The sequence below is a fragment of the Shouchella phoenicis genome (assembly GCF_047238345.1).
Classification (GTDB): Bacteria; Bacillota; Bacilli; order Bacillales; family Bacillaceae_D; genus Shouchella.
Map to the genome: position 1 here is coordinate 1,572,169 of NZ_JBDFMQ010000001.1, position 16,471 is coordinate 1,588,639.

Here is a 16,471-nt window from a genome sequence, read left to right on the forward strand (position 1 = left end):
AAAAGTGAGGGAAAAAGGATGAGAGTTCTATTTAACACAATGAAAGCGGTAATCTTATTTGTTGCATGCACAGCCGTTTTCTACTATGGTATTCTATGGGTGACGGATGAGTTAAGCGAGTTGCATCGATATGATGTACCGGAAGGGAATGCGTTAAAAGCATCGTCAATCGCCGTTTCTGATGAAGACATGAACGTGCTTCAGCGTCTAACACTGTTTTTATTAGACGGTGAATAAGAATGAAGGGGTACGAGGATGCGTTTACAAGAGGATGTTCATCAATTTGTCCATTTTATAAAAGTTGAAAAAGGGTTGTCCACGAATACGTTAGATTCTTATCAGCGGGACTTAAAGCAGTATGTCGGTTACTTAGAGCACACAAACGTCGCATCATTTACAGACGTGACTCATCACATTATACAATCGTTTTTGTACGAGCTTAAACATAGCGGAAAATCACCGGCGACAATGGCGAGGGTGCTTACATCGGTGCGATCGTTACATGGTTTCTTATACCGGGAACGTTATACACAAAGCGATCCTTCTTCATTGATTGAATCACCAAAGCAAGAAAAGCGACTTCCTCACTATTTAAGTGCAGATGAGGTAGAAAGCCTTTTACAGCCACAAACGTTTGGAAGTGAAGCATTGGAGCTGCGAAATACGGCTATGCTTGAGCTTCTCTATGCTTCAGGACTTAGGGTGACTGAGTTAACGTCCTTACAATTAGATCATGTCCATTTGACGATGGGATTTCTACGCGTCATCGGCAAAGGAAACAAGGAGCGAATTGTCCCCCTTGGAACAGCAGCGTCAACAGCGTTAACACATTACCTGGACCGGGGAAGAGGCATACTGTTAAAAAGAAATCATCACTCGTATTTATTTGTAAACCATTATGGGAAACCGCTCACACGACAAGGGTTTTGGAAGATCTTAAAGCAACGTGCAAAACAAGCAAACATCCAAAAAAACTTTAGTCCGCATACGTTGCGCCATTCTTTTGCGACACATTTGTTAGAGAACGGGGCTGATTTGCGTTCAGTACAAGAAATGCTCGGACATTCTGATATTTCTACAACGCAAATTTACACACATGTGACCAAAACACGTATGAAGGATGTTTATTTAAAACATCATCCAAGAGCATAATAGGAATGGAATTAAAACGGCGTTAGCTAACAGGAGGAACACACATTGACACACACATTTAATCGCGTATTTGTAATTGTAATGGATTCAGTCGGAATTGGGGAAGCGCCTGATGCGGAAGCATTTGGTGATAAAGGGACAAATACCCTCGGCTCAATTGCTGAGAAGTATGAGGCATTTCACATTCCTCAATTAGAAAAATTAGGTCTAGGAAAACTAGCGCCCTTAAAAGGAATTGAAGCTGTACAAGACCCTATGGCAAGTTACGGCATTATGCAAGAAGCTTCTGTCGGCAAAGACACCATGACAGGGCATTGGGAAATTATGGGTCTAAGAATTGATGAACCATTCAGCGTATTCCCTGATGGGTTTCCAGATGAATTACTTCACGAACTAGAGGAGAAAACGGGTCGAGGTATCATTGGAAATAAAGTTGCATCAGGAACTGAGATTCTTGATGAGCTTGGCAGTGAACATGTAGAAACAGGGAAATTAATTGTGTATACATCGGCTGACTCGGTTTTACAAATCGCTGCACACGAAGATGTTGTACCTGTGGACGAGCTTTACCGCATTTGTGAAATTGCGCGTGAATTAACGTTAGATCCGAAATATATGGTAGGTCGAATTATCGCTCGCCCGTTTGTCGGAGATGCCTCAGGGTGGAAGCGTACCGCCAATCGTCACGACTATGCGCTAAAGCCATTCGGAAAAACGGTTATGAATGCGCTTGAAGACGCTGGTTTAGATTCGATTGCGTTAGGGAAAATTTCTGACATCTATGATGGTGAAGGAGTTACGACCTCTATTCGAACGGAGTCTAATGATGACGGCATGGAGAAAATAATGAAGCAAGTAGATGAATCGTTTACGGGGTTATGCTTTTTAAATCTCGTTGATTTTGATGCTCTTTACGGACACCGTCGTGATGTTGAAGGATACGGAAAGGCGATTAATGTTTTTGATGAACAATTACAAGCATTGCTTCCGAAGTTAAAAGCAGACGACTTACTCATCATTACAGCCGATCACGGAAATGACCCGGCCCACACCGGCACGGATCATACGAGAGAACTTGTGCCATTACTTGTTTATGGCAAAGAGCTTAAAGCAGTTGACCTTGGGCATCGTGATACGTTTGCAGACTTAGGTGCCACAATTGCAGACAACTTTAACGTGAAAGCGCCAGATTACGGAACAAGCTTTTTAAAAGAATTACAAGCAAATAAGCAATAGAAAAGGGGAGCGCTACAATGAGAATGGTTGACATTATCGAGAAGAAAAGAGACGGATTACAATTAACAAAAGAAGAAATTCGCTGGTTTATTACGGAATATACAGCTGATCGTATTCCTGATTATCAAGTGTCAGCGTTAGCAATGGCGATTTATTTTCAAGATATGGACTCAAGCGAACGAGCTGAATTAACCATTGCAATGGCAGAATCAGGCGATCAAATTGACCTGTCATCAATCGAAGGGATTAAAGTGGACAAGCATTCAACTGGTGGCGTTGGCGACAAAACAACGATCGCGCTTGTGCCACTCGTGGCTGCTGCAGGTGTACCTGTTGCAAAAATGTCTGGAAGAGGCCTTGGTCATACAGGTGGAACGATTGATAAACTGGAAGCGATTCCGAACTTCTCTTGTGATATGGATACGAAGGATTTCTTAGAACAAGTTCAAACAAAAGGCTTAGCTGTAGCAGGTCAAACCGGGAACCTGACGCCAGCTGATAAACAGCTGTATGGACTGCGTGATGTAACTGGAACAGTTAACTCAATGGCGTTAATCGCAAGTTCTATTATGAGTAAAAAAATTGCTTCTGGCTCAGACGCCATCGTGCTCGATGTGAAAACGGGCTCAGGTGCTTTCATGAAATCATTAGAAGATTCTACTGCTCTAGCAAAAGCAATGGTTGATATTGGGGCGAATGTTGGAAGAAAAACGATGGCTGTCATCTCCGATATGAATCAACCACTTGGTGTAGGAGTTGGAAACGCAATTGAAATAAAAGAAGCAATTGACGTGCTAAAAGGTGAAGGACCAGAGGATGTACTCGAGTTATGCTTAGTATTGGGAAGCCATATGGTTTATTTAGCAGATAAAGCAAGTAGTGTAGACGATGCACGAAAACAGTTAGAAGATGTCATTGCGAACGGAAAAGCAGTTGAAATGATGAAAGTGTTTGTCGAGAGCCAAGGTGGCGACCCTGCTGTCATTGACGATCCTTCACTTTTCCCGCAGGCAACTTACGAAATCGATGTTCCTGCGATTGAAGAAGGATACGTATATGAAATTGCCACTGACAAAATTGGCGTAGCGGCAATGCAGTTAGGTGCAGGACGTGCAACTAAAGAAGATAAGATTGATCTTGCAGTTGGGTTGAAATTGAAAAAGAAAATCGGCGATAAAGTTGAGATTGGTGATACATTAGTAACACTACTTGCTAACCGTGAAGAAGTTGAAGACATTAAAGAGCTTGTGCAAGCAAGCTATCATTTACAAACGGAACAACCAGAAAAAGCGAAGTTAATCTATAAAGAGATTTACCCAGAACAAGGGTAAGTGAAAAGACCGATGCCTAGGCATCGGTCTTTTTCAAGACAATGGTCTATTTCTGGGTGACGTGAATAAACTCAATCAAACGAGATTTCATAAGGTGTGTGATCACCTTTATTCATTAATCGAATGGTTTTTGGCTTTAACTCTAACAAGATATACGACGGGTCAGTAGCACTGTCAAAATAGTGTTTCAATGAATCGTGCCAAAACGCATCCTTTGTTTCTTGATCGTCTCGAATGGTAGCTTTTCCTTGAAATTCAATAAACGCATCATCATAACCTTCGCCAGTATAACCTAGAAGCACATGAACATTAGGGTTTTCATCGATTTCTTCAGCTTTGTATGTGTCTTTGTCTGTCGGTGTAAAAAGCGTAAAATCCTTATTGTAAAACGTCATATAGCGTGAATGTGGCTTTTTGTCCTTCACCGTTGCAAGAGAACCAATTTTATGATCTTCCATAACAGCTAACACTTGTTCTTTCAATTTGTTTTCATCCATGCCAAACACTTCCTTTTCTTAAGCTATGAATAGTATTCCTCTCAAAATGAAAAATAAAACCTGAATATGTACGCGAACGTCACAAGGCGTTTTTCGTCTTGAAAAACGAAAGATGTATAAAATCTTTTATTTTCGATGTTTATGAAAAGGTGATTTCGTCTATATAGAGAGTGTACAAAGTTTAAAGAGGAGTGTTAAACATGGCAGATATCGTTTATACATCAAAAGCAACAGCTCAAGGTGGTCGTGAAGGTACCGTACAATCCGACGATCAATTTCTTGACTTAAATCTAGTAAAACCAGGTTCTAAAAAAGAAGGAACTAACCCAGAGCAATTGTTTGCAGCAGGTTATGCTTCTTGTTTTGATGGCGCTCTAAACTTAATGGCATCAAATGCAAAAAAAGACATTGAGTCTAAAACAACGGCTCACGTATCTTTAGTGAAAGATCCATCTGATAATGGCTTTCAAATCGGAGCCGAATTAGAAGTTGAAATTAATGGTGTGTCTCAAGAAGAGGCAGAGGAATTAGTTGAAAAAGCACATGAATTCTGTCCATATTCAAAAGCTACGCGAGGAAACATTCAAGTAAAACTAACGGCAAAAGCGCAATAATAAGGAGGGTGTGTATTGTCACTAACAAAGGATTTAAAACGCTTAAAGCAAATTCAATGTGATAACGGTTGTTTAACGATCTACTTACAGACTGGGAAAACAAGTGTCGATCAACAAAAAGGAGAATGGAAGATTCGCCTGAAGAATGGGCTTAAAAAGCTTGAAGAATACTTAGAGGTTAGTGATAATGAACCCGAACTACAAGCCTTTAAAAAATTAAAAAAACAAGCGGAGCAGCAAATTATGGAATTATCCACGAATATGCCGAAAAGCATTGTGTTCATTGGTTCTTCAGAAGGAGATGTCCATTTAAAAAAGCTGCAAGTACCGGTCGAAAACGATTTTCGCTGGGAAAAACATCCAGTTGTTGACCAATTGGAAGCATTAGAAGAAAAATTTCCGTTATCGGGCATTGTTATGATTAAAAAAACCGATGTTCACACGGTGGAAACCAGTCTTGGCGAAGTCATCGAAGAAAAGCAGTATAGCTGGGACATTGAATCAGAAGATTGGAAAGAATATGTTGGTGCAAGGCCGCAAGCTGAAGCAGGAGCTGCGCTTCACCGAGAACAATATGCCGATCGATTTGATGCGAACCAACAGCGATGGTTCAAAAAAATTGCTCAAAAAATTGAAAAAGAATCAAAGCAAAAAAACTGGTCAACGATGCACTTAGTTGGTTCACCTGACCAAACAAGTGAATTTGCAAGGCAGTTGTCAAATCATGACCCGAAAATTTCAAAAAGAAATTTAGCCAAACTTAAATCCCATGAAATTGTTAAAGAGTTAAACGAAGAAGTGGTATAAGTTATGGTCCAAAACGCCTCGGAGTAAATGCTTCGAGGCGTTTTTTTAGCTAAAAAGAACGAGCAAAGACTTTGACATTTAAAGAAAGCGGTCGCTATAATGAGGTACATCTATTAGTTTGAGAAAAAGAAGGTTATGGAATGAGTGAGGAAAAAGAAGAAATACCACAATTTAATAAAAAACCTTTAGTTGCTGTATTGTTGATCGGTGCTTTTGTGGCCATCTTAAATCAAACGCTTTTAACAACAGCTTTACCGCACTTAATGGCAGACTTAGATATTAACGAAAATGCAGCACAGTGGGTAACGACGATCTTTATGCTTGTTAATGGAATTATGATTCCAATAACGGCTTTTTTAATTGAAAAATTTAAGGCACGATCACTTTTCTTAACGGCTATGACGTTGTTTGGAATCGGAACGTTAATTTGTGCCATTTCGCCAAACTTTAGCATGTTGCTAGTCGGACGTGTCGTTCAAGCTTCTGGAGCAGGAATCATGATGCCGCTCATGCAAACGGTATTTTTACTAATCTTCCCAAAAGAACGGCGCGGAACGGCGATGGGAATGGTAGGGCTTGTCATTTCTTTCGCCCCAGCGATTGGCCCAACATTGTCCGGCTGGCTAGTTGAATCGTATCATTGGAGTATTTTATTTTGGATTTTACTTCCAGTTGTCATTATTGATATTATTGCGGCGATCTTTATTATGCGTAATGTCACAACACTGCGTCACCCGAAACTCGATATTGGTTCAATTCTTTTATCAACGTTTGGTTTTGGAGGATTACTCTTTGCGTTCTCGAATGCTGGACAAGCAAGCTGGGGAAGCCCACTTGTTTACGTGCCATTAGTTATTGGGGTTTCTTCGTTATTCTTTTTTATTACGAGACAATTAAAGCTCGATCATCCAATTTTAGAATTTCGTGTGTTTACCTATCCAGTCTTTTCATTAACAACGGCGATGGGGATGCTCGTATTTGTCTCGTTAGTTGGACCAGCAACGATCTTACCGATTTTCATGCAAAATATGCAAGGATATTCTGCGCTTGAAACTGGATTAACGATCCTACCAGGTGCGGTGCTAATGGGGATTATGTCGCCAATTACAGGACGTATTTTTGATAAATTTGGAGCTAGACTGCTTGCTATTATTGGCTTGACACTCATTTTTGTTTCATCGTTATTTTATACCAATCTTTCAGCAGAGACGTCATTAACGTATTTAACGGTTGTCTATGCAGTAAGAATGTTTGGTTTGTCTCTTGTATTAATGCCTGTGACGACAGCTGGGTTAAATGTTCTACCGAGAGAACTCATTCCTCATGGGACAGCTATGAATAACACAATGAGGCAAGTGTCTGGCTCGATTGGAACGGCAATTCTAGTGTCGGTTATGACCTCTTCCGCTTCAACTGAACAAAGTGAGTCAATGATTCAAGGGGTAAACAATGCATTTATTGTTGCTACCGTTGTAGCGTTTATTAGTTTAATCATGGCGTTCTTTATTAAGAAAAACCCTCGAAAGTAGAATAAGGTAGTGGCTCAACCGAACATTTTCAAGTTCATTTAATCATTTTAAACAAATGATGTTTTCTCTCATCTTCAATCGGGTAATAATAGAAGTAGACACAGTTTTTGAAGGAGAGATAGACATGAAGGAATATACTGTAACACCAAATAAAGATGCGACTACGTGGTTTGTAAAAATTGAGGACATTGCGCCTCATGAAGAGTATGACAAGCAAGCAAAAGCGATCGAAGCAGGCGAGAAATTGGCGAAGGAAAATCAGCCAAGCCGTCTAATTATTTTCGATGAGTACCATGATCAACAAGAAATCAGAACGTATTAAAAAATGATTTAAAGGTGATTCGCTCTATCGCGAATCGCCTTTTTTTGTTGTCCTTTTCCTTACATTGTATAGAAAGGTTTTGAATGGAAAGACTAGCTGATAGTTTTTTACATAAAGGATAATGGAGGGACATGTATGAAAAAGCTTTTAATTCGCATTCTTGTTTTACTTATGTTGTCAACCGCCGTGAGCTTGCCAGTTCATGCAGCGGAGGAGAAAAAAGCACCGTTAGGAGAGAAAACGTTATCAGCCATTGTGATTGAGCGGGATACTGGGGAGGTTATTTTTGAAAAAAATAGCAATAAGTCTTTGCCCCCAGCGAGCATGACGAAAATCATGACTATGTTGCTTATCATGGAAGCAATTGATGAAGGAAAGCTAAAGTATGAAGATCAAGTAACTGTTAGTGAATACGCAGCTTCTATGGGGGGATCACAGATCTTTTTAGAAGCGGGAGAACAAATGAGCGTTAATGATATGCTGAAAGGGATTGCGGTAGCGTCTGGTAACGATGCGGCAGTCGCGATGGCGGAGCATCTTGCTGGTTCTGAAGAAGCGTTTGTGAAAATGATGAATGAAAAAGCAAGTGAACTAAACTTAGAGCAAACATCATTTAAAAATACGAACGGATTACCTGTTGATAATCATTATTCTTCTGCACATGATTTAGCGATCATTGCAAAAGAATTACTGAAATACGAGAAAATCACCGATTATACGAGTATTTATGAAGACTATTTGCGAAAAGGAACAGATAAAGAATTTTGGTTAGTTAATACAAACAAACTTGTTCGGTTTTATCCCGGTGTAGATGGATTGAAAACAGGCTTTACGCAAGAAGCAAAATATGGTCTAACAGCAACCGCTGAAAAAGACGGAATGCGCGTTATCGCAGTTGTAATGGGTGCACCAACGTCAAAAGAACGAAATGCAGAAGTGACCTCTTTGCTCGATCATGCGTTTAACCAGTATTCAACCGAAACACTATTTAAAAAAGGGGATACGTTAGGTGAAGCAAAAGTTGTAAAAGGCGATCAAAAAAGGATTGAAGCGATTACGGACGACCAGGTATCCATCCTGCTAAAAAAAGGAGAAGAAGCGAAAGAACCGGAAGTGACAGTAGCGCTAGACGAACATGTGGCTGCACCAATTGAAAAAGGCGATGTTGTTGGGAGTTTAACCGTACAGCTTGATGGGGACACCGTTGTATCAACTGATTTAATTGCAGCAGAGTCGGTAGATACGGCTTCCTGGTGGCAATTATTTAAACGAACGTTGTCAACTTTTGCAGGGAAATAAAGAACGGTTAGAAGTTTCGACTAACAGACACTACTTTTGTCAACAACAAGGATTTCAAGCGAATAAAATGGAATGATAGCATGGAGTAAAGTTTAGATGGAGGTGTTTTCATGACATTACAAATTCAACTGGAACAAAAACACAATGTGTTGCTTGTGAGATTGACTGGTGAACTGGATCACCATGCAGCGAAAACGCTGCGCGCAGAAGTTGAAGCCCACTTACCGCAAACAAAACATATTTTACTAAACCTGGAGGGGCTTTCGTTTATGGATAGCTCTGGACTTGGTGTCATATTAGGACGGTATAAACAAATCACGGCAGCTGGTGGAGAAATGGTCGTTTGCGCGATCTCACCTGCTGTTGAGCGTTTGTTTGAAATGTCAGGGATGTTCAAAATTATTCGCTTCGAGGAAAATGAAGATTTTGCTTTGCAAAAGTTAGGGGTGGCTTAAGCAATGGAAAATAAAATGGACCTTTCATTTAGTGCAAAAAGTGAGAACGAAGCATTTGCAAGAGTGACAGTCGGTGCGTTTTTAGCACAGCTTGACCCAACGATGGAAGAGTTAACAGAAATTAAAACAGTTGTTTCTGAAGCAGTCACCAATGCCATTATTCACGGCTATGATAATGATGAGACCGAAACTGTTTATATTTCAGCTGAACTACGAGACAACGAAATTGAAATTATCATTCGTGATGAAGGCAACGGCATCATGGATATTGATGAGGCAAGAGAGCCATTGTATACGTCAAAACCTGAACTTGAGCGCTCGGGTATGGGTTTTACGATCATGGAAAATTTTTGTCATGAAATGAGAGTCGTCTCAGAACCTTTACTTGGGACGACCGTGTATCTAAAGAAACAATTAACAAAATCAAAGGCCATATGCAGATAAGGGGTCTTGCTAATGAGCGCTGAGCTAAAAAAAAGTACAAAAAAGATGTTGACTGATCAAGAATTAAAAGATTTAATCGCGAAAAGTCAGCAAGGTGATACAGAAGCTCGCGATTTAATTGTTAACAAGAATACTCGTCTCGTATGGTCTGTGGTTCAACGTTTTATGAATCGAGGCTATGAAGCAGAAGATCTTTTTCAAATTGGCTGCATCGGTCTAATAAAATCAGTGGACAAGTTCGATTTATCCTATGATGTAAAGTTTTCCACTTATGCGGTACCGATGATTATTGGCGAGATTCAACGATTTTTAAGAGATGACGGCACAGTGAAAGTCAGTCGTTCAATTAAAGAGTTAAGCAACAAAATTCGTAAAGCCAAGGACGACTTAACAAAAGAATATCGTCGTACGCCAACTGTAAACGAAATTGCTGTTCATTTAGGCGTTACACCAGAAGAAGTCGTGTTTGCTGGAGACGCTAATCGGAGCTTAACGTCCATTCATGAAACGGTTTATGAGAATGATGGAGATCCGATAACGTTGATGGACCAAATCGCAGATCAAAGCCAAGTAAAGTGGTTTGACAAAATTGCGTTAAAGGAAGCGATCCGAGATTTAGAAGAACGAGAACGTTTAATTGTTTACTTACGTTACTACAAAGATCAAACACAGTCTGAAGTAGCAGAGCGGCTTGGCATTTCGCAAGTGCAAGTGTCTCGTTTAGAGAAAAAGATTCTCGATCAAATGAAAGAAATTATGTCAGAAACATAAGAATAAATTTAGGGAAACCCAGATTATTGGAATCTGGGTTTTTTGTGTGTGGCGTGAGTGTCTGTTCTTTTTTTATGCTTTCCCCTTTATAAAAACGAAGAAGTACGGTTAGAAACGAATGGAAATGATCAGATTGCAGCATACTATTGCCAAATCGCTTTGTAAGGAGGACGTATGTTAAAAGCAGAAGAAAAGGTCAACTACAAAGAAAACGTCCGTTTGTTTGCAGCAAAAACGCGATTTTTTAAGCATGGTTGTTTGGCGTTTCTAATTGGTGGCTGTATAAGTGTTTTTGGTCAATTCTTATACGACGGACTACGGTTTTTCTTTCAATTAAATCCACAAATGGCTACGAGCTATATGATTGTTATTCTTATTACCTTATCGGCGTTTGCAACAGGATTTGGTGTTTACAAAAAAGGGGCGCAGCTTTTTGGAGCAGGACTACTTGTTCCCATAACTGGATTTGCGCATGCCATGGTTGCTACGGCACTCGATCATCGATCAGAAGGTTTTTTCTCTGGAATAGGCGTTCATTTATTTCGCATTGTGGGTCCCATTTTAATCTTCGGGATTACAGCGGCTTACGTAGTAAGTTTTTCTCGTCTATTCATTCATATGATCCTGAAATAAAGAGGAGCACGTTATGTTCAACAAGAATCGGATTCTTTCATTTAAAACACCTGTATATGTGGAAGCAAGAGGAACGGCAGTAGGTCCTAAAGAAGGAAAGGGTCCGCTAGGTCATTCTTTTGATCATGTATTTCCAAATCTAATGTGCGGAGAGAAAGACTGGCAGGCGGCAGAAACAAAATTGATGGAAAAAGCTATTTCACTTTGTTTACATAAAGAAAACATCAAAAATAATCACTTAGATCTTTTTGTTGCAGGTGATTTAACGAATCAAAGTACAGTATCTAGTCAAATTGCGACCAAGTTAAACATTCCTTTTTTAGGTAGTTATTCGGCTTGTGCCACATCAATTGAAAATTTACTTGTCGCTGGTATGTGGATTAACGGAGGAGGAGCAAAGCGTGTACTTTGTGCATCGAGTAGTCATCTCGGAGTGTGCGAGAAACAGTTTCGTTTTCCGATTGAATTTGCTCAACAAAAACCTGATACTGCGCAAACCACTGTGACAGGCTCAGGTGCGTTGGTTTTAGGAAGACATCAATCACTGATTCAAATGACAGAAGGAATTGTAGGCAGAGTCGTCGATTTTGGCATCAAAAATCCTTATGAACTGGGTGCGGCTATGGCACCAGCGGCAGCGAATACATTGCTTGAATATTTACAGCAAACAAATCAATCGCCAGCTGATTTTGATTTGATTCTTACGGGTGATTTAGCGCGCTCAGGAAGTGAGATCTTTAAAAAATTGTTGCGTGAACATGGCGTTGCGATGGTTGATCATTATGATGATTGCGGAGTCATGATCTATGGAACAAATCAACAAGCGTTTGCTGGAGGAAGTGGAGCAGGGTGTTGTGCTAGCGTCGTGTTTGGCCATGTGTTTGACCAGATACTAGCCAAGCAGTTATCACGTGTATTGGTCATCGCTACAGGCGCGTTGCATAGTTCGAATACAGTTCAGCAAAAAAAGACCATTCCCTGTATTGCTCACGCTGTCGTGTTTGAAAGAAGGGGGAGTTAGATGATTTACTTTTGGGCATTTATTGTTGGTGGAGCCATTTGTTTGCTCGGACAATTTTTGCTGGACATTGTGAAGCTAACATCCATTCAAATGTTAGTCACATTAGTCATTATTGGCATTATATTAGATGGATTCGGCTTATATGAAAAATTAATTTCACTTGCTGGAGCTGGTGCGACCGTTCCAATCACAGGCTTAGGATATTCTCTCGTTCATAGTGCCATGCAAAATGGGGAAAATGGATTGTTTTATATTAGCGATGGCGTCTTTGAACTTGCATCAACAACAATTGTTTTTTCTATTTTGCTCAGTTTGGTCATTGCAATCGTGTTTAAACCAAAGGGGGTTACGTAATGAAAACCGTTATCTTTGTTACAGATGGGGACTTAGCAAGTAAAAAGGCGCTTGAACACATCGCAAAAGAATTAAACTGCCAAGTCATTAGCGCTTCTTACGGAAATCCTACTATAATCGAACCTCAACAGTTGGTCGATCTCATTCATCAACAAAAAGACGGAATCCCGATTTTGGTTATGTTCGATGACTGTGGCATTCGCGATATTGGCTTTGGTGAAGAAGCGATGCAATATATTGCGAAGCAACAAACAATTAACGTAATCGGAGCTGTAGCTGTTGCATCTCAAACTCATGCAAAAGAGTGGACCCATGTAGATGTTAGTGTGGATCGTTTTGGACATCTATCGCAATACGGCGTCGACAAGGAAGGGTTATTTGATTTAGAAATTGGCAGAATAAACGGTGATACCGTTTCAATTTTAGACGATTTAAAGTTGCCAATTGTTGTTGGTGTTGGTGATATTGGCAAAATGGCACGATTTGACGATGTTAAAAGAGGCGCACCCATCACAAAGAAAGCAATTGAACTCATATTAGAAAGGAGTGGCTATCTTGAACCCGACTTCGAAACCGATGACATTTAAAAAAAGTATAGAAGAAAACGATCGCATCATGAATGAGCGATTAGGCATTGAGAAGTCGTTTGATGTAGGTGTTCGAAAGCTGAATGTATTTGGCAAAGACGTGTTCATTTATTATTTAACAGGACTTGTTGATAATCTTTACATCATTGAAATATTACGTGAATTAATGGATACAGAAAGTCGAATGCGTCGAGCAGAACAACCCTTTCAATCTGTAAAAAATCATCTAGCTCATATTCAAGTAGAAGAGACTGATTCCATTGATAACGCCATTACGCAAGTCTTGTCTGGCTTAATATGTGTCGTGGTTGAAGGGGAAGCAAACAGTTTAATTGTGGACGTTCGTTCTTACCCTGGTAGAGGACCAGAAGAGCCTGATACAGAGCGCGTTGTCCGTGGTTCACGTGACGGGTATACAGAAAACATTATCTTTAATACAGGCTTAACACGAAGAAGGATTCGAGATGAACGATTACGTCAAGAGATCATGCAAATTGGTGTGCGCTCGAAAACAGATATTTGTATGTGTTACATTGATGGCGTTGTAGATCCAAAGCTTGTAGACATTATTAAAAAAGAATTAAAAGATATCAATGTTGATGGTTTGACGATGTCGGACAAAGTAGTAGAAGAATATATTGTAAAACAAGGGGTAAACCCGTATCCGCTTGTACGTTACACGGAGCGGCCTGACGTCGCGGCAACACATATTCTTGAAGGACATATTGTTATCATTATTGATACATCACCTTCTGTTATTATTACGCCAGCAACGTTATTTCACCATGTTCAGCATGCGGAAGAATATCGACAAGCTGCTGCTGTTGGGACGTTTTTAAGGTGGATGCGTTTTGTTGGGATTTTATTTTCTTTACTCGTCGTGCCATTTTGGCTTTTACTTGCTACGCATCAAGAGCTTGTACCGCCTGCACTTGATTTTGTAGGTGTCGAAGAAAACAATAATATTCATATTGCTGTGCAAATTATCTTTGCGGAAGCTGGAATTGAACTCTTGCGGATGGCTGCTATTCATACACCGTCGCCATTGGCAACCGCACTCGGCCTTGTTGCCGCGTTACTTATTGGTGAAATGGCGATTGAAGTAGGATATTTTACAACAGAAGTCATTTTGTATGTTGCGCTCGGTGCGGTTGGGATGTTCGCAACGCCGAGTTATGAACTTGGTGTGGCGTTACGAATGAGTCGCTATCTCATCATTTTAGCCGTCGCTTTATTTGGACCAGTCGGCTTCGTTGCTTCGTTATTTTTACTATTCCTTTCACTTGTGAGATTAGCACCGCTCGCAAAGCCATATTTATGGCCATTTTTACCATTTGATCCACCAGCGATGTATCAAATTCTTGTGCGAACGTCTGTACCAAGTGTTCGCTGGCGTCCGAGTATTGTTCATCCAGTGGATAAGATTAAACAAGCACCGAAAAGCGAATAGTAGTCAAACGATTTAATCTCTGATAAACTAGGAGAAATTGTGGAGAGTAGCTTTATGGCTTTGCCTGAAGCTACTTTTCTTCTGTGATAGAAGGAGTGAGAGTAGCGTGTATTTACATGGCACAATGGAGATTAATACGAATGGACATCTAGAGATCGGTGGAGTCGATACGGTAGAATTAGCAAACGTTTATCAGACACCGCTATTCGTGTATGATGTTGCGCTAATTAAAGAGAGAATGAGCGCTTACCAAGACGCGTTTAAAGAAAAAAATGTCGCGTATCAAGTAGCGTATGCAAGCAAAGCTTTTAGTACAGTTGGCATGTATCAGTTGGCAAATGAAGCTGGTTTAAGTATTGATGTTGTTTCTGGTGGAGAATTGTTTACAGCACTAAAAGCAGGAGTACCTGCCAGTAAGATTCATTTTCATGGGAACAACAAAAGTATGGATGAATTAATGATGGCGCTTGAAGAAAACATCGGTTGCATTGTTGTTGATAATTTCTTTGAATTACAAACACTTCAAACGTTAGCGGCGGAACGTCAGCAGCTTGTCCCTGTTTTATTGCGATTAACCCCAAATGTAGAGGCGCATACCCATGAGTATATTACAACGGGACAAGAAGATTCAAAATTTGGGTTCGATTTAGCGAGTGGGCAAGCAACAAAAGCTATTGACATTTGTCTAAAAGATGAAAAAATCGATCTTCTCGGCGTTCATAGTCATATCGGCTCGCAAATTTTTGAAACAGATGGGTTTATTCTCGCTATTGAGAAAGTTTTTGAGAATTTATCTGAATGGAAAGAAGCATTTGACTATGAACCTAAAGTGTTGAATTTTGGTGGAGGCTTTGGCATTCGTTATGTAGAGGGCGATACGCCTCTTCATCCGAGCGAATATGTGAACAAGATTGTCGACGAAACGATCAAGCATACGAATACCTTACAAATGAGTATGCCTGAAATTTGGATTGAGCCAGGTCGTTCGATTGTCGGTGATGCAGGAACGACGCTTTACACAATTGGATCGCAAAAAGATATTCCGAATGTTCGTCGCTATCTTTCTGTTGATGGGGGAATGGGCGACAATTTACGTCCAGCTCTTTATGATGCAAAATATGAAGGAATGCTAGCCAACCGTGCCAATGAACAACCAGAAGAAACATTTTCGGTTGCAGGAAAATGTTGTGAGAGCGGCGATATGTTGATATGGGATTTGCCATTGCCAGACGTAGAAGCAAATGATCTTTTAGCTGTTTCTTGCACAGGCGCATACGGCTATTCCATGGCCAACAACTATAACCGGATTCCTCGTCCTGCGATTGTGTTTGCAGAGGCTGGAGAAGCACAGCTTGTTGTAAAACGGGAAACCTATGATGACTTAGTACGCTTGGATTTACCTTACACAGCTAAAGCAACCGTGCCATTTGAGAAATAAGCACATTGTGTGTACAATAGATGAAGTGCGAAAGCGCAATTTGAAAGTTGAGAGGACGGATTCAAATGAAAAAAGGAAGCATTACCTTTGAAAATGGCGAGAAAATCGTTATCGATTTCTTTGAAGATGAAGCACCAGGAACAGTAGAGAATTTTGAAACACTTGCGAAAAAAGGTTTTTATGATGGCTTAACGTTCCACCGTGTCATTCCTGGTTTCGTAGCTCAAGGCGGCGATCCAAACGGAAACGGAACAGGTGGTCCTGGTTATACAATTAAATGTGAAACAGCTACAAACACGCATAAGCATGTAGCCGGTACTTTATCAATGGCACACGCTGGAAAAGACACTGGCGGAAGCCAATTCTTTATCGTACATGAGCCACAGCCGCATCTTGATGGCGTCCATACCGTATTTGGACAAGTTGTGGAAGGCTTGGACAGCATTTATCGCATTAACCAAGGCGATGTGATGCAAGAAGTGAAGGTTTGGGAAGAATAAAGGGCGCGGGGGCTATTTAACCCCCTTTACG

Annotated in this window: 20 protein-coding genes; 19 read left to right on the forward strand and 1 reads right to left on the reverse strand. The window is 40.4% G+C overall.

The window, feature by feature from the left end:
* The first annotated feature begins 18 nt into the window (after positions 1-18).
* The 4 genes from ABC361_RS08605 to ABC361_RS08620 are packed head-to-tail and all read left to right on the forward strand — an operon-like array spanning position 19 to position 3,719.
* Positions 19-237, forward strand: coding sequence for a YqzK family protein (locus tag ABC361_RS08605; RefSeq protein ID WP_413073598.1), 219 nt, complete (start codon positions 19-21; stop codon positions 235-237).
* Between the two features lie 18 nt (positions 238-255).
* The gene (xerD, locus tag ABC361_RS08610; protein WP_413073599.1) at positions 256-1,152 is read left to right on the forward strand and encodes a site-specific tyrosine recombinase XerD; all 897 of its coding nucleotides are present in this window, start codon (positions 256-258) and stop codon (positions 1,150-1,152) included.
* Between the two features lie 45 nt (positions 1,153-1,197).
* A complete protein-coding gene (gene deoB, locus ABC361_RS08615; RefSeq protein ID WP_413073600.1) occupies positions 1,198-2,388 on the forward strand; it encodes a phosphopentomutase in 1,191 nt (396 codons plus the stop codon).
* A gap of 17 nt (positions 2,389-2,405) precedes the next feature.
* Positions 2,406-3,719, forward strand: coding sequence for a pyrimidine-nucleoside phosphorylase (locus tag ABC361_RS08620; protein ID WP_413073601.1), 1,314 nt, complete (start codon positions 2,406-2,408; stop codon positions 3,717-3,719).
* Between the two features lie 71 nt (positions 3,720-3,790).
* Here the strand turns inward: ABC361_RS08620 and ABC361_RS08625 are convergent, their stop codons facing one another.
* Positions 3,791-4,216, reverse strand: a complete 426-nt coding sequence (locus ABC361_RS08625; protein WP_413073602.1) for a pyridoxamine 5'-phosphate oxidase family protein — start codon at positions 4,214-4,216, stop codon at positions 3,791-3,793.
* A 200-nt stretch (positions 4,217-4,416) separates the two neighbouring features.
* Between ABC361_RS08625 and ABC361_RS08630 the strand changes: the two genes are divergently transcribed.
* The 15 genes from ABC361_RS08630 to ABC361_RS08700 all read left to right on the forward strand — a co-directional run bounded on the left by ABC361_RS08630 (position 4,417) and on the right by ABC361_RS08700 (position 16,440).
* Entirely contained in the window at positions 4,417-4,830 is a 414-nt protein-coding gene (locus ABC361_RS08630) for an organic hydroperoxide resistance protein (protein WP_099300531.1), read from the forward strand.
* A gap of 15 nt (positions 4,831-4,845) precedes the next feature.
* Positions 4,846-5,637 (forward strand): VLRF1 family aeRF1-type release factor, encoded by a 792-nt coding sequence (locus ABC361_RS08635; RefSeq protein WP_413073603.1) that lies wholly within the window; start codon positions 4,846-4,848, stop codon positions 5,635-5,637.
* A gap of 140 nt (positions 5,638-5,777) precedes the next feature.
* A complete protein-coding gene (locus ABC361_RS08640) occupies positions 5,778-7,166 on the forward strand; it encodes an MDR family MFS transporter (RefSeq protein ID WP_413073604.1) in 1,389 nt (462 codons plus the stop codon).
* 124 nt (positions 7,167-7,290) lie between these two features.
* Positions 7,291-7,488 (forward strand): DUF2188 domain-containing protein, encoded by a 198-nt coding sequence (locus tag ABC361_RS08645; RefSeq protein ID WP_099300533.1) that lies wholly within the window; start codon positions 7,291-7,293, stop codon positions 7,486-7,488.
* Between the two features lie 135 nt (positions 7,489-7,623).
* Complete coding sequence (locus ABC361_RS08650; RefSeq protein ID WP_413073605.1) at positions 7,624-8,787, forward strand: D-alanyl-D-alanine carboxypeptidase family protein; 1,164 nt, start codon at positions 7,624-7,626, stop codon at positions 8,785-8,787.
* Positions 8,788-8,897: 110 nt separating this feature from the next.
* Positions 8,898-9,242: an anti-sigma F factor antagonist gene (gene spoIIAA, locus ABC361_RS08655; RefSeq protein WP_099300535.1), complete on the forward strand. Its 345-nt coding sequence runs from the start codon at positions 8,898-8,900 to the stop codon at positions 9,240-9,242.
* A 3-nt stretch (positions 9,243-9,245) separates the two neighbouring features.
* Positions 9,246-9,686 (forward strand): anti-sigma F factor, encoded by a 441-nt coding sequence (gene spoIIAB / locus ABC361_RS08660; RefSeq protein WP_413073606.1) that lies wholly within the window; start codon positions 9,246-9,248, stop codon positions 9,684-9,686.
* Between the two features lie 12 nt (positions 9,687-9,698).
* Positions 9,699-10,457, forward strand: coding sequence for an RNA polymerase sporulation sigma factor SigF (gene sigF, locus ABC361_RS08665; RefSeq protein WP_099300537.1), 759 nt, complete (start codon positions 9,699-9,701; stop codon positions 10,455-10,457).
* A 174-nt stretch (positions 10,458-10,631) separates the two neighbouring features.
* Positions 10,632-11,090, forward strand: coding sequence for a SpoVA/SpoVAEb family sporulation membrane protein (locus ABC361_RS08670; RefSeq protein ID WP_413073607.1), 459 nt, complete (start codon positions 10,632-10,634; stop codon positions 11,088-11,090).
* Between the two features lie 13 nt (positions 11,091-11,103).
* On the forward strand, positions 11,104-12,111 hold the full coding sequence (gene spoVAD, locus ABC361_RS08675; RefSeq protein WP_413073608.1) for a stage V sporulation protein AD: 1,008 nt from the start codon (positions 11,104-11,106) through the stop codon (positions 12,109-12,111).
* A complete protein-coding gene (gene spoVAE / locus ABC361_RS08680) occupies positions 12,112-12,465 on the forward strand; it encodes a stage V sporulation protein AE (RefSeq protein WP_413073609.1) in 354 nt (117 codons plus the stop codon).
* Positions 12,465-13,052 (forward strand): stage V sporulation protein SpoVABEA, encoded by a 588-nt coding sequence (gene spoVAEA / locus ABC361_RS08685; protein ID WP_413073610.1) that lies wholly within the window; start codon positions 12,465-12,467, stop codon positions 13,050-13,052. Before spoVAE ends, spoVAEA begins: the two co-directional genes overlap by 1 nt.
* Positions 13,042-14,502: a spore germination protein gene (locus ABC361_RS08690; protein ID WP_413075743.1), complete on the forward strand. Its 1,461-nt coding sequence runs from the start codon at positions 13,042-13,044 to the stop codon at positions 14,500-14,502. Before spoVAEA ends, ABC361_RS08690 begins: the two co-directional genes overlap by 11 nt.
* Before the next feature lie 106 nt (positions 14,503-14,608).
* Positions 14,609-15,940, forward strand: coding sequence for a diaminopimelate decarboxylase (lysA, locus tag ABC361_RS08695; protein WP_413073611.1), 1,332 nt, complete (start codon positions 14,609-14,611; stop codon positions 15,938-15,940).
* Between the two features lie 65 nt (positions 15,941-16,005).
* Positions 16,006-16,440: a peptidylprolyl isomerase gene (locus ABC361_RS08700; RefSeq protein WP_099300544.1), complete on the forward strand. Its 435-nt coding sequence runs from the start codon at positions 16,006-16,008 to the stop codon at positions 16,438-16,440.
* The last annotated feature ends 31 nt before the right edge of the window (positions 16,441-16,471 follow it).

Excerpts from the sequence above, each read along its gene's own strand:
- ABC361_RS08605 (WP_413073598.1), top strand. The coding sequence starts at position 19 with ATGAGAGTTCTATTTAACACAATGAAAGCGGTAATCTTATTTGTTGCA.
- xerD (WP_413073599.1), top strand. The coding sequence starts at position 256 with ATGCGTTTACAAGAGGATGTTCATCAATTTGTCCATTTTATAAAAGTT.
- ABC361_RS08620 (WP_413073601.1), top strand. The coding sequence starts at position 2,406 with ATGAGAATGGTTGACATTATCGAGAAGAAAAGAGACGGATTACAATTA.
- ABC361_RS08625 (WP_413073602.1), bottom strand. The coding sequence starts at position 4,216 with ATGGATGAAAACAAATTGAAAGAACAAGTGTTAGCTGTTATGGAAGAT.
- ABC361_RS08630 (WP_099300531.1), top strand. The coding sequence starts at position 4,417 with ATGGCAGATATCGTTTATACATCAAAAGCAACAGCTCAAGGTGGTCGT.
- ABC361_RS08640 (WP_413073604.1), top strand. The coding sequence starts at position 5,778 with ATGAGTGAGGAAAAAGAAGAAATACCACAATTTAATAAAAAACCTTTA.
- ABC361_RS08645 (WP_099300533.1), top strand. The coding sequence starts at position 7,291 with ATGAAGGAATATACTGTAACACCAAATAAAGATGCGACTACGTGGTTT.
- ABC361_RS08650 (WP_413073605.1), top strand. The coding sequence starts at position 7,624 with ATGAAAAAGCTTTTAATTCGCATTCTTGTTTTACTTATGTTGTCAACC.
- spoIIAA (WP_099300535.1), top strand. The coding sequence starts at position 8,898 with ATGACATTACAAATTCAACTGGAACAAAAACACAATGTGTTGCTTGTG.
- spoIIAB (WP_413073606.1), top strand. The coding sequence starts at position 9,246 with ATGGAAAATAAAATGGACCTTTCATTTAGTGCAAAAAGTGAGAACGAA.
- sigF (WP_099300537.1), top strand. The coding sequence starts at position 9,699 with ATGAGCGCTGAGCTAAAAAAAAGTACAAAAAAGATGTTGACTGATCAA.
- ABC361_RS08670 (WP_413073607.1), top strand. The coding sequence starts at position 10,632 with ATGTTAAAAGCAGAAGAAAAGGTCAACTACAAAGAAAACGTCCGTTTG.
- spoVAD (WP_413073608.1), top strand. The coding sequence starts at position 11,104 with ATGTTCAACAAGAATCGGATTCTTTCATTTAAAACACCTGTATATGTG.
- spoVAE (WP_413073609.1), top strand. The coding sequence starts at position 12,112 with ATGATTTACTTTTGGGCATTTATTGTTGGTGGAGCCATTTGTTTGCTC.
- spoVAEA (WP_413073610.1), top strand. The coding sequence starts at position 12,465 with ATGAAAACCGTTATCTTTGTTACAGATGGGGACTTAGCAAGTAAAAAG.
- ABC361_RS08690 (WP_413075743.1), top strand. The coding sequence starts at position 13,042 with ATGACATTTAAAAAAAGTATAGAAGAAAACGATCGCATCATGAATGAG.
- ABC361_RS08700 (WP_099300544.1), top strand. The coding sequence starts at position 16,006 with ATGAAAAAAGGAAGCATTACCTTTGAAAATGGCGAGAAAATCGTTATC.